Source organism: Terriglobus roseus, assembly GCF_900105625.1.
Classification (GTDB): Bacteria; Acidobacteriota; Terriglobia; order Terriglobales; family Acidobacteriaceae; genus Terriglobus; species Terriglobus roseus_B.
Genome location: NZ_FNSD01000001.1, coordinates 1,643,562 through 1,656,156, shown reverse-complemented (window position 1 = coordinate 1,656,156; position 12,595 = coordinate 1,643,562). Strand labels below are relative to the sequence as shown.

Genomic DNA, 12,595 nt, shown 5'->3' with positions numbered 1-12,595 from the left:
CGATCGCTGTACCTTCAGGCCGCCTCACCTTCCGCGTTGAGGCGTTGTGCATGGCATGCCCGTGACTTCTGGACGCGGGATGTTTGGTTCGATCCGCCGTGAGGGTTAGCCTTGCTTCATGGCCTCCCGTCTCGTTCTGAACCTGCTCATCACCCTCCGCCGTGGCATCCGCGTGCCTCTCTGTGTTGTCCTGTCCATGGCGTTTCTTTGCCTTCCCGCTGCGCTGGCCCAGCAGGGCCAGGGGACGTTCGAGAACGCCGGTCTGACGTTGTACTACCGCACACTGGGCCAGGGATCGCCGGTGCTGATCCTGGCCGGTGGCCCCGGCATGGACGTGGACTACATGCTGCCCGTGGCGAGGCTGTTGGCGAAGGATCATACGGCCATCCTGTTGGAACAGCGGGGCACCGGTCGGTCGATGCCGGCGAAGATCGCTCCAGAGACGGTGAGCGCAGACCTGATGCTCAGTGACATGGAGGCTCTGCGGACGAAGCTGCGATATCGCCAGTGGGTGGTGCTCGGTCACTCTGCCGGTTCCCTGACGGCCATGCTGTACGCGGTGGCCCATCCGTCATCGATTCGCGCTTTGGTGCTGTTGGGCACGATGCCGCCGAACTTCACCCCGCTGTTGAAGGTCGGGCCGAGCCGGATGGCTCGACTTGGCCCGGCGGAGCAGGCGCGTATGGCGGAACTAAGCAAGCTCGGAAACACGGGCACGGTTGCACAGCAAAATGCGCGGCAGATCGAGATGTTGCGGATGACGTTTGAGGCGGAGTTCGTGGACAAAGAAGCAGGACATCGCTTTGCGCAGACGATGACCGTGGATAACTTCCACATGGGGACGTCCGCGGTACTTGAGACGGCATTGCCGGACTACGACGAGCGACCGGCCCTGGCGAAACTGCATATCCCAACGCTGATCGTGCAGGGCCGCCAGGATTCGCTCGATCCAGATCTTGCTGCTTTGACCCGCGATGCGATTCCGGACGCGCAACTGGTCATCGCGGAGAAGGCCGGCCACTTTGGTTGGCTGGAGCAGCCAGAGTTTTATCGCACGACCATAGAGACCTTTCTGCGCGGTAAGTGAGCCGCGGGATAAGCTGGAAGCATGTCGATTGCAGAAAATCTGGAGCGTGTGCGGGCGGAGATCGCCGCAGCATGTGCCAAGGCCGGGCGCCAGCCCGAGGATGTGAAGTTGCTCGCGGTGTCGAAGACGTGGGGACCGCCCGCGGTCGCCGAGGCGTTCCGCGCGGGCCAGCGGTTATTTGGTGAGAACCGTGTGCAGGAGTGGGAGCATAAGCGCGCCGATCTGCATTCGATTCTGGGTGAAGGCGTGGGTGAGATGGACGTTCACCTGATCGGCAACCTGCAAAGCAACAAGACCAGTAAGGCGGCGTGGCTCTTCAGCGCGGTGGATGCGGTCGATAGCGCGAAGGTCGCGCGCCGTCTGCATGATGTCTGCGACCAGGTAGGCAAAGTGCTGCCGATCCTGATTGAGGTGAAGCTCTCCGAAGAGGAGACGAAACAGGGCGTAACAGCGTATGCTCTGCCAGGCCTGCTGAACAGCATCCTGGAGATGGATGGTGTCGAGGTGCGCGGCCTGATGACGGTCCCGCCCTACGCGGACGATCCCGAGGATGCCCGGCCGTACTTCCGCCGTCTGCGCGAGTTACGTGACTCGGCCGAGGCAGAGGTTGGCATCAAGCTGCCCGAACTTTCGATGGGCATGTCGCATGACTTTGCGGTTGCTATCGAAGAGGGATCGACCTGCGTGCGCGTGGGGTCGGCGATCTTTGGTGTTCGGACGTACGCTCCGAAGGACGAAGAAGACGAGGCGTAGCCCGTGGCCTTTGCCGTGAGCAGTATGGATGGCGGTGTCAGCTTCGCGGTGCGTGTACAGCCGGGAGCTTCACGCGAGTGCATCGTCGGCGAGTATGGCGATGCACTCAAGATCGCGCTGACTGCTCCGGCTGTTGACGGTAAAGCGAACGAAGCGCTGATCCGCTATGTGGCTACGTTGCTGAGTGTTCCCCGCATGAGCGTTGAGATTGCATCCGGAACACTGTCACGCTCTAAGATCGTGCGCGTTACGGGCATATCCGCGGAAGAAGCGGCAGCGAAACTTATGCGGATCGAGAGCGCATAGAGCGTGCTTCGCTGCTGTGATCCTTCGCGCGGATGACCAGCGTTTCCCCTTCGCCCAGCACATCCACCTGGCTGGCGACGCCAGCCTTCCTTGCCGCAGTTCGCAGTCGGATCGGTGGCTCTGTCATCGGCTCGCGGCCCAGCGGGAAGGTGTTGTAGTGCATGGGCACCATCGTCGTTGCGGAGCCGAGATCGAGGAATGCCTGCAGCGCCTCTTCCGGCGACGTGTGCACGGCCCGGTAGCTGTCCGGGAAATAGGCGCCGATGGGCAGCAATGCAATCTGCGGCCGCAGGCGGCGGCCGATCTCGCTGAAGCCGCTGAAGTAAGCCGTATCGCCCGAATGATAGATGCTGTGGCCTGCGCCGGAGATAACGTAGCCACCGAAGAGCCGGTGCGTGTCCTTGAACATGCGCGCGCCCCAGTGCTGCGCAGGCGTCATGGTGATGGTCACTGGCTCTTCATCTACCTCGGCATCGAGTTCCGTGGTCTGCCACCACTCCAGTTCGGTGACGCTGCGGAAGCCCAGATCCTCCACCAGATCTCGCACGCCGCTGGGAACAATGGCCTGCGGTGCAACGCCGGTTAGCTTCTTCGCGTGGCGAACAATGCGGCGCAGCGAAGGCAGGTTCAGGTGGTCCATGTGTGCGTGCGTCAGAAGCACAGCGTCAATGGGCGGCAGATGGTCGATCAGGATGCCGGGCCGGCGTTGGCGGCGCAGCAGGATCAGCCGCGTCGCGAAGACGGGGTCGACCAGCAGGTTGCGGCCGGCGATCTGGATCAGGAATGACGAGTGGCCGATGAAGGTCACGCCCAACTGCTCAGGATCGACGAGCTTGGGCGGGTTCGGCTTACCGAGCAGGGGAGTGCGATGGCTTTCGCGCACAACGCCCCACAGTTGGCGCAGCTTACGCAGTACCGAGGGATGCGGACGAGGATTGCTCACATTCATTGGATGAAGAAAAGCGTTGGGAGATGCGGAGTGCGTCACGCGGCAGGTTCTGTCCAGACGACAAATCCGGCGCTCCTCCGCATCACAACCCTCCAGAAGCAAGTTCGCGGACGCTGTGCGGTGTCCGTATCCTCAACGGCTGTCAACAGTTGCAGTCACGGAGTTCCACGATGAGTGAAGCAACCAATGCAGGCAGGGAAGCGAGCGAGCGCACGGCCAGAGCCCACGGCGAACAGGAACGGGCGGACAACGCGAAGGCAGCTGCGAATGTCTCGACAGGCGTCGCCCAGCAGGCCCGTGCTAACGGATGGAGCCTGCACGCACTGGAGCAGAATGCCTGGGCGCATGTGCAGCACACGCCGCTGAGCAGCATGTGGGATCTTCAGGGTGTGCCGGTGAAAGAAGTCGGCAAGCGGGTGTGGGATGGCATCAACGAAGACAACCTGTTTGGCCGCGCCTCGCAGTTGGCGTATTCCTTCTTCTCGGCGATCTTCCCGGCGCTGATCGCGATGTCCTCGCTGATGGGATTGGTAGCGCAGTCAAGCGGGCAACTGTACTACACGCTGCTGGGCAAGATCGGTCAGTTGATCCCGCCGAGTGCCTTTGAGCTTGTAACGCAGACCTTCAAGCAGACGACCAGCGCCAGCACAACGGGCAAAGTTACCTTTGGTCTGTTGTTCGCATTGTTCTCCGCGAGCGTTGGCATCTCCGCTGTGCAGGACACGTTGAATTCCATCTATAAGGTCCGAGAGACGCGGCCGTTCTGGAAGGCGCGGCTGCAGGCCATTGGGCTAACGCTGATGGTCGCGGCTCTTGTGATCATTGCGTTGCTGACATTGTTCGCAGGCGATTGGGCGGCGAATCACCTGGAGCATATGTTCCGTGGCGCGTATGTACTGTCCATCATCTTCCGCATCATTTACTGGGCGGTTGCATGCCTGTTGATGGTGCTGTCCTTCGAGGTGATGTATTACTTCTGCCCGGACGTGCAGAACCGCAAGTGGCGCTGGTTTACGCCAGGCGGCTGCATCGGTCTGCTGGGGTGGATCGCTGGTTCCGTAGGGCTGCGTGTCTACCTGCATTACTTCAATAGCTACTCGGTGACGTACGGATCGCTTGGTGCGGTGATTATCCTCTTGCTGTGGTTCTACCTCACCGGCGCGATGATTCTGCTGGGTGGCGAGGTCAATTCAGAGATCGAGCATGCGGTTGCGGAGAAGAAGCTGGTGAGCGGTGAGTGTCCGCTGCCGCCATCTTCCGCGGTGGACAAGGTAGACATCAATACTGCCAGGAAAGCTTCGTAGACTTACTGTTCCAAGGTTTCGGGTGCCCTACTCTCTTGCGATTCAGCAGCGAAAGTACGGGCACCCGCCTTTCGTTACAGGCCCAATACCTGATCGGGCGTGATGGGCAGGTTTCGTAAGCGTCTTCCGGTGGCGTTGTGAATAGCGTTCGCAATGGCTGCGGCGACACCGGTGATGCCGATCTCTCCCAGACCCTTGGCGCCAAGTTCGCTGCCGCGAGTGTCATCCTCGGGTACCAGGATCACTTCAATATCGGGTGCATCTGCATTGGTAGGAACATGCGCTTCCGCCAGATTTGCATTGACCCAGGCGCCAACGTGGATGTCGCGCAGACTCTCTTCCATCAGTGCGTGACCCACCCCCCAAACCATGCCACCGAGTAACTGCGAACGTGCGGTGCGCGCATTCAGGATGCGGCCACCTGCGAAGGCTCCGGTCATGTGCGTGACACGCACGCTGCCCGTGAACTCATTCACCGCGACCCGCGCGAACTGTGCACCGAAGGCCATCCGCGCGTAGTCACTTTTGCCGAAGGTGCGGCCCGCTATGCCTTTCACCTCGAGCGTTGTCAGCTTCGCTCGCGCGAGTACGGCTGTTGCAGGATCACGCCGGGCGGACTCGATACGGTGCGAAAGGATGCCGCCCCGGAAGACGATGTCCTTCAGGCCGCAGAGGTAGAGCGGGCTTTCCTTATCAACGCGCGCGATACGTGCGAGTTTCTCCGTCAGCATCTTTGCTGCAACACGGATCGCAGATCCAACCGACAGGGATGTGGAGGACCCTGCGGAGAACGCGCCGAAAGGCAGCGTGGTATCGCCGATGTCAAAACGTACGCGGTCAAGCGGAAGACTCAACTCCGTTGCTACTACTTGCGACAGGGAGGTGATGGCGCCCTGGCCGATCTCCTGCGTTGCGCTCTGGGCGATGACGGAGCCATCGGCCTGCAGGACCAACCGTGCCGTCGCAGGGAAGTGATTCGTAGGATAGGCCGCGGTAGCCATGCCGTAACCGATGAGCTCTGCGCCTTCGCGCTCGGCACTGCGTGCGGTGCGGCGATGCCAACCGAAGTGCTCCGCGCCTGTGGCGTAACACTCGCGCAGTGACTTGCTGGACCATTCCCTGCCGCCTTCCGGATCGACCTCGGCATAGTTACGCAGGCGCAGATCGATCGGATCGATCCCCAGTTTTTCTGCCAGTTCGTCCATCGCCGTCTCCAGCACAAACTGGCCCGGCGTGACGCCAGGGGCACGCATCCATCCGGGTGAGTTGGTGTTGAGCCGCAGGGCCTTATGCGTTGCGTGGAAGTTGGGAACGGCGTACAGGTGTTGCGTGACCTCGCTTGTCGGCTCAAGGAAACTTGCGGTCTCGGACGACTGCAGCAGGCTCTCCTGCACCATTGCGGTTAGCTTGCCGTCGGGCGTTGCGCCCAGGCGAAGACGCACGTCCAGACCGCCGCGGTATGGCATCTGGCTGAAGGTATCCTGCCGCGTGAGTACCAGCTTCACGGGGTGTCCGAGTAGCTTTGCGGCCATGGTGGACAGCATGGTCTGGTTCGCTCCGCCCTTCGATCCGAACCCGCCGCCAATGAGTGGCGCGATAACCCGCACGGCGCTGTCGAACTCTTTGCCGACCAGCACCTGCGCGACGATGCGCGGCAGCTTGTCCTTCACGCCAAGGCTGAAGGCTTCGCCGATCGCGACGGCGTCGCCATAGACAAACTGCGTTGTCGACACGACTGTGACGCGATTCGCGAGACCGTCCTGCGCATGCCAGTGGGCGACGGTTGCGCCGGGTTCCATCGCATTGTGATGTGCCGGTTGCAACTCGAAGTGCGAATCGATCTGAATCGGAGCCACGGCAAACACTGCCTCTGCATCCCCGCGCTTCACCTCGGCCTTTGCTCCTGCGCCGACCTTTTTCGCAGGTTCTGCTTTGTCGAGGTTCCGCTCAAAGTCCAGCAAAGCAGGCTGCGGCGAGTAGGTCGCTTTCACAAGCGAAGCACCTTCTCGCGCGATCTCGGGTGTCTCGGCAACGACCAGCGCGATGGGCTGGCCGTGATAGCGCACACGGTCATCCTGCAGCGGCAGATAGTTCGACTGCTCACTCATCAACAGCGAGCGGATTTTTTTCAGCTTCGGTGCATTGACAGGGGTCATCACCAAGCGAACGCCCGGTAGCCTCTGCGCGGTGTCCGTGTCCAGATGGAGAACGCGGCCAAAGGCGATGGCTGCCGGCACCACCACGGCATGCAGCAAGGACTTCGGAGCCTCGCCCGGATGCAGGTAGCGGTCGAAGCTGTTGATGTCACCGGTGTAGAGGCCCTCGCCGTTGACCTTGGCGCGACCGTCAATGCGAACCGGGGCGTTAATTGCGGCTGCTTCTGGCATGCTGGGTTGGATGCGGCTCCTGTACGAATCGTAGAGAACGTGAGTCCGGATTCGGGCGATGCACCCCAACGAGTAGACTCAATTCGGACATGAGTCTCTACGGAATTGTGGTTGGCATCATTGTGGTCACGCTGCTGGCGGTATCGCTTTCCCGGCTGCGGGCGACAAAGACAAAAGCGGATTACCTGGTTGCGGGCCGTACCCTGCCGGCGGCGGTGCTGGTCTTCACGCTGCTTTCCAGTTGGATTGGTTCCGGGTCGCTGCTGGGCGGTGCGGAGAACGCATACAAACACGGCTTTGCCGCTTTGTGGCAGGGTGGCGGCGGATGGGCCGGCCTGCTGCTGATCTACTTCATCGCCCCGCGGGCACGAAAGTTTGCCCAGTTCACCATTCCGGACCTGCTGGAAGCTCGTTACAACCAGACCGCACGCGTCCTGGGCGTGATCGCTGTGCTGTTCGCTTATACGGCCATCACCAGCTACCAGTTGATCGGTGGCGGGGATATCCTCCACCTGATCTTTCCGGGCAGCATCTCGAACATTGCCGGTCGTTACATCATTGCTGGTTTCGTGATCGTCTTCACCGCCATTGCGGGTATGGGGTCGGTTGCTTACATGGATGTTGTCATCGGTTCACTTGCGACGGTGACCATGCTGGTTGCGCTCCCGATCCTGATCCACCTGGTAGGCGGCTGGGGCGCTGTGCATGCTGCGTTGCCGGCGACGCACTTCCAGGTCTTCGGTGATGTCAGCGGCGTGCAGGCCGCGGAACTGTTTCTGCCAACGTGCCTGCTGATGCTGGGCAATCAATCGATGTATCAGAAGTTCTTCAGTGCGAAGAGCCAGCGTGACGCGAGTCGAGCGGTGGTGGGTTGGATCATTGGAACGGTGATTCTTGAAACGGCAATCGCGGCATTGGCCGTCACCGGATCCGCACTCTTCCCAACAGGCGAAGTCAGCCAGCATCCGCGCGAAATCCTTGCCTACGCCGCGATGAACGGGCTGCACGGCAGTGGTGCCCTACAACTGCTGGGCGCGTTGATGATGGGTGCGATCTTCGCCAAGATCATCTCGACGGCGAACAACTACCTCTTCAGTCCGGCGACGAATCTCGTGAACGATGTCTTCGTTCGATATATCGCACCCCAGGCGGGCGATCGTGCCGTGTTGCTGGTCTCGCGTGGCATGGTGGTGCTGCTGGGGTTGTGGTCCTTGTGGCAGTCGCTAGGCACCGAGAGTGTGCTGGCGAAGAGCCTGTACGCCTACACGATCTACGCTGCGGCGCTCACGCCGGTGATCCTTGCGGCCTTTTTCTGGAAGCGTGCTACCGGTGCCGGTGCGGTGGCTTCCATTGCGCTGGGAACCGTCGTGACGATTGGCTGGGATTCGGATTTCATCAAGCGCCTGCTGCCGCCGATGGTTGCACAACGTGATGCGATTCTGCCGGCGCTTCTGGTATCTGTTGTCGCGCTTCTGTTGGTCAGCCTCATGACGCCCGCGCCTACCGAGGCTCAACTCCGCCCGTTTGAAAGTTAGGTTGTGACGCGTCGTCCTCGTGTACCGATAGAGAAGACGAGGACGGTGCAATCGACGCAGTTGCAGTGCCACTGATGCGCATCCTCGCGTGAGTGGCGATGACGGATTGCTCACAGTAACTCCAAATGCAATATGCGAACACTCCTGCTACTACGAAGATCACGGCGGCCGTTGGCACGCACGGAATGGTCACGCTTGCATTGCAGAAAACCCCGTAGGATCGTCGTTCGCGAAGGTTCAGTGAGAGCGGTCACGCGACGGCGAAGGCTTCCTGCGCATCGAAAGAAGCAGATGCGAGATGAGGAGTACAGATGTCGAGTGGCGTGACGGGTGGAATACGCAAGCGGGTCTTGATTGTGGGCGGTGGTTTTGCAGGGTTAAAGGCAGCGGAGGCGCTTGCCGACGTCGATGTGAATGTCACCTTGGTGGACCGTCGTAATCACCACACCTTTCAGCCGCTGCTATACCAGGTGGCACTCGCCGTGCTCTCTCCGAACGAGATCGCCCAGCCAATCCGCGCCATTCTGCGATCGCCCAATACACAGGTGCTGATGGATGAAGTGGTGGGCTTCGATGCGGCTGCGCGACGTGCCACGTTGAAGAGCGGCACCGTTCTGGAGTATGACTACCTGATACTCGCGACTGGATCCACACATTCTTACTTTGGACGTGATGACTGGGCGCCGCTGGCGCCAGGTCTGAAGACAATCGAAGACGCAGTGGAAATTCGCAGACGCGTACTGCTCGCCTTTGAGTTAGCCGAGGGCGAGATGCAGGAGACGGGCCGTCATCCAGCGCTCAATTTCATCGTAATTGGTGGGGGACCGACAGGCGTGGAGCTCGCCGGAGCCATTTCGGATATTGCAAAGCTATACATCCGCCGCGACTTCAAACACATCGATCCTGCGACGGCCAAGGTGCTGATCGTCGAGGGTTCGCCTGCGATCCTGACGGCATATCCTGAGGATCTGCAGAAGAGTGCTCTAAAACAACTGAGTGAACTTGGTGTGCAGGTGCGCACAAACACACGTGTCACCGATGTGCAGCCTGGCTTTGTGGTCGTTGATGGCAAGGAGCGCATTGATTCGGTCGTGACGCTATGGGCCGCAGGTGTTCAGGCGTCACCGCTGGGTAAACTGCTGGGCGTCGAAGTGGACAAGCGTGGCGCGGTCGTAGTGGATGAGAACCTGCATCCGTCGGGACATCCGGAGATCTTTGTTTGTGGCGATCTCGCTCATGCCATGAGCGAAGGTAAGCCCGTCCCCGGCGTTGCTCAGCCGGCGATGCAGATGGGCGAATACGCAGGCAAGACGATCGCGCTGGAGATCAAGGGACAGCGGATGAAGAAACCGTTTGTCTACTGGGACAAGGGCGACATGGCTACCATCGGTCGCAGTGCTGCTGTTGCCAATGTCAAGTGGCCCTTCAAGGGACACCTGAGTGGCTTCCCTGCGTGGATCACGTGGCTCGTGGTGCATATCTTCTTCCTCATCGGTTTCCGCAATCGTTTCAGTGTTTTTCGCAACTGGGCCTGGACTTACCTCTTCTTCACGGAGGGCTCGCGCCTCATTACCGGCGATCTGGAACTCCCCGGATGGGGCGTTGTCGATGATCCGCACGGGAAGCTGACAACCAGGCCGATTGATCCCGTGGAACAACAGCCGTAGAGCTTTATCGCAGCGCACGCAGCTTCGCGCCGCCTGGGCATCCTGCCTACATGGCTCGCCGTCCCACGTGTTCGTAGGGAGTCAACGGACATGGCGACAGCGAAAAAGGTGGAGGGCGGCAAGGTTCGGTATGCCGTCGTCGGCGCAGGATGGATATCACAGACGGCGCTGCTGCCGGGCGTGGAACACACAGACAATTCTGTCGTGACCACCATCGTCACGGGGCACGAGTACAAGACAGAAAAGCTCGCGGAGAAGTATCCAACCATCGAGCACGGCTACAGCTACGAGGAGTACGACGTCTTCCTCCGCTCTGATGTAGCAGATGCGGTTTATCTCGCGACTCCAAACTTTGATCATGTTGAGCTTGCCGTGAAGACGCTCGAAGCAGGCCTGCACCTGTTGCTCGAAAAGCCGATGGCTATCAGTGTCGAGGAGTGTCAGCGCATCATTGCCGCCTCGCAGAAGACGGGTGCGAAGCTGATGATCGCGTATCGCCTGCACTTTGAGCCTGGAACTCTAAAGGCTTTGGAGCGTGTGCGCTCTGGCGAGTTTGGCCCCATTCGCTATTTCAACTCCAGCTTCTCGCAACCGGTAAGCCGCGAAAATCACCGCGCGAAGAATGGCTTTTGGGCAGGGCCCGTTCCAGACATGGGGCCGTACCCGATCAATATGGTGCGTACGCTCTTCGGCTCTGAGCCGATGGAGGTATTCGCAACCGGCGTGAAGACTGACGAGAAGTTCAACTTCGATGACACGGTCGCAATGACGATGAAGTTTGAGTCGAATCGTGTGGCTGCGTTCGTCCTCAGTTACAACGGACAAGACCTTGACGACTTCCGCATTGTGGGGGAACTCGGAAGCCTGTACAGTTCTCCGGCCTACGGTATGCCCGGCGGTATGAAACACACCGTCAAGATCGACAAGGACGAGAGTACCGAAAGCTTCAACAAGACCGACCAGTTCGGCGGCGAGTTGAAGTACTTCTCAGAGTGCGTTTTAAACGGGACCGATCCCGAACCCGACGGCGAAGAAGGCTTGCTGGATGTTCGCATCCTGGTCGCTGCAGAGCAGTCGCTGAAAACAGGCATGCCAGTGAAGCTGCAGCCCTACACTCGCTCCCGCCGTGCGGTGAGTGACCAGGTGCAAAAGCTTAGTCCTGTGAAGCTGCCAGAGTTGATCGGCGCACATAAACCGTCCGACGGACAGTAACGTGGAAGCATCCCGTCGGAGTATGTCTTTTCTTGCCCCGGCGGTGATGCACTGCAGCTTCAACCTAAGGCATCTCGCGTCTTTGCCATCGGGCACAGCAAAGTTGATCGACGCACGACCGTAGCAAAGCGAGGGAAGCATGCAAGAGCGTGAAGAGGAAGTTAGTCGTCGGAAGTTTATGGGCAGCAGTGCGGCAGCCTTAGCTGCAGCGTTTGCTGCGCCAGTGCTGGCGCAGGATCGGCCAGTTCCAAGATCAGCAGATCATCATCTGCCGAACGAAGAACAGCCACTGCGGCGCAACATGCCGATTGAGAATGAGAGCCCAAGTTCCGTCTGGGCTCCCGAGACAGACAACGGCACAGTAGAGCCGTTCTGGTATTCCTTCTCACTGGCGCACAAGCGCATCACGGACGGTGGATGGACGCGACAGGTGACGTCCCGTGAATTACCAGTCTCAAAGCGCATGGCTGGCGTAGAGATGCGTCTGATCAAGGGCGGCGTGAGGGAACTGCACTGGCATGTGAGTTCAGAATGGGCGTTCATGATCTCCGGCAGCGCTCGTATCACCGCTGTGGACGCGGAGGCGCGCAGCCATGTGAGCGACGTGAACGCGGGCGATCTGTGGCTGTTTCCTGGCGGTGTCCCACACTCAATCCAAGGCATTGGTGATGATGGCTGCATGTTTTTGCTGGTCTTCGACCAGGGAGATTTCGATGAGTTCAGCACGTTCCTCCTGACAGACTTCATGGCTCACACGCCGAAGGAGGTGCTGGCAAAGAACTTCGGTGTCCCAGAGAGCACCTTCGACAAAGTGCCAAAGAAAGAGTTGTTCATCTTTGCAGCGGAGCCGCCGCGTCCTTTGGCTGACGAGACTCGCGAGGCCTCCGCGAGCACGGGAGTTGTGCCTCAATCCATGACGTTCTACGCAAGCAAGATGCCGCCGACCAAGACGACACCCGGCGGCGAAGTCCGCATCATCGATAACAAGAACTTTCCCATCACGACGATCGCCGCAGCCATCGTTCGTCTCAAGCCCGGTGGCCTGCGAGAACTGCACTGGCATCCGCTGAGTGACGAGTGGCAGTACTATGTCAGCGGCAAGGGACGCATGACTGTCTTTGAGGCCGGAGCAAAGGCTCGCACCTTCGACTTTCAGCAGGGTGACGTGGGCTACATCGGCGTATCGCGACCACACTACATCGAGAACACCGGCGACGAAGACCTGGTGTTTCTTGAGGTCTTTCCGATCAGCACATATCAGGACATCGCACTCGCGGAGTGGCTCGCCCACACACCATCACGCCTGGTGAACGAACACATCCAGGTGGGGGAAGAGATGCTGCACGCGATCCCGAAAACGAAGGTCGTGGTCGATCCGGCATAGCGCCGTAATCG

The 12,595-nt window shown here is 60.0% G+C and carries 10 protein-coding genes; 8 read left to right on the top strand and 2 right to left on the bottom strand.

Annotated elements, in window-relative coordinates:
* Window positions 1-118: 118 nt before the first annotated feature.
* The 3 genes from BLW03_RS06735 to BLW03_RS06725 are packed head-to-tail and all read left to right on the top strand — an operon-like array spanning window position 119 to window position 2,146.
* Window positions 119-1,087 carry an alpha/beta fold hydrolase gene (locus BLW03_RS06735; RefSeq protein ID WP_074652905.1) on the top strand — a complete coding sequence of 323 codons (969 nt, stop codon included), beginning with the start codon at window positions 119-121 and terminating at the stop codon, window positions 1,085-1,087.
* Between the two features lie 21 nt (window positions 1,088-1,108).
* Complete coding sequence (locus BLW03_RS06730; RefSeq protein ID WP_074652904.1) at window positions 1,109-1,840, top strand: YggS family pyridoxal phosphate-dependent enzyme; 732 nt, start codon at window positions 1,109-1,111, stop codon at window positions 1,838-1,840.
* 3 nt (window positions 1,841-1,843) lie between these two features.
* Window positions 1,844-2,146 carry a DUF167 domain-containing protein gene (locus tag BLW03_RS06725; protein ID WP_083350371.1) on the top strand — a complete coding sequence of 101 codons (303 nt, stop codon included), beginning with the start codon at window positions 1,844-1,846 and terminating at the stop codon, window positions 2,144-2,146.
* On the opposite strand, the gene BLW03_RS06720 is transcribed toward BLW03_RS06725, so the two are convergent.
* Window positions 2,124-3,095, bottom strand: a complete 972-nt coding sequence (locus BLW03_RS06720) for an MBL fold metallo-hydrolase (protein WP_074652902.1) — start codon at window positions 3,093-3,095, stop codon at window positions 2,124-2,126. The genes BLW03_RS06725 and BLW03_RS06720 overlap by 23 nt on opposite strands.
* Window positions 3,096-3,265: 170 nt before the next feature.
* Between BLW03_RS06720 and BLW03_RS06715 the strand changes: the two genes are divergently transcribed.
* A complete protein-coding gene (locus BLW03_RS06715; protein ID WP_074652901.1) occupies window positions 3,266-4,399 on the top strand; it encodes a YihY/virulence factor BrkB family protein in 1,134 nt (377 codons plus the stop codon).
* A gap of 74 nt (window positions 4,400-4,473) precedes the next feature.
* Here BLW03_RS06715 and BLW03_RS06710 read toward each other — a convergent pair whose 3' ends face one another.
* Entirely contained in the window at window positions 4,474-6,786 is a 2,313-nt protein-coding gene (locus BLW03_RS06710) for a xanthine dehydrogenase family protein molybdopterin-binding subunit (protein ID WP_074652900.1), read from the bottom strand.
* Between the two features lie 89 nt (window positions 6,787-6,875).
* Here BLW03_RS06710 and BLW03_RS06705 point away from each other — a divergent pair, with 89 nt between their 5' ends.
* From BLW03_RS06705 to BLW03_RS06690, 4 genes are all read left to right on the top strand, one after another.
* Window positions 6,876-8,321 (top strand): sodium:solute symporter family protein, encoded by a 1,446-nt coding sequence (locus BLW03_RS06705; protein WP_074652899.1) that lies wholly within the window; start codon window positions 6,876-6,878, stop codon window positions 8,319-8,321.
* Window positions 8,322-8,632: 311 nt separating this feature from the next.
* Entirely contained in the window at window positions 8,633-9,988 is a 1,356-nt protein-coding gene (locus BLW03_RS06700; protein WP_074652898.1) for an NAD(P)/FAD-dependent oxidoreductase, read from the top strand.
* A gap of 90 nt (window positions 9,989-10,078) precedes the next feature.
* A complete protein-coding gene (locus BLW03_RS06695) occupies window positions 10,079-11,200 on the top strand; it encodes a Gfo/Idh/MocA family protein (protein WP_074652897.1) in 1,122 nt (373 codons plus the stop codon).
* A gap of 301 nt (window positions 11,201-11,501) precedes the next feature.
* Window positions 11,502-12,584: a cupin domain-containing protein gene (locus tag BLW03_RS06690; RefSeq protein ID WP_244501987.1), complete on the top strand. Its 1,083-nt coding sequence runs from the start codon at window positions 11,502-11,504 to the stop codon at window positions 12,582-12,584.
* Window positions 12,585-12,595 lie beyond the last annotated feature (11 nt).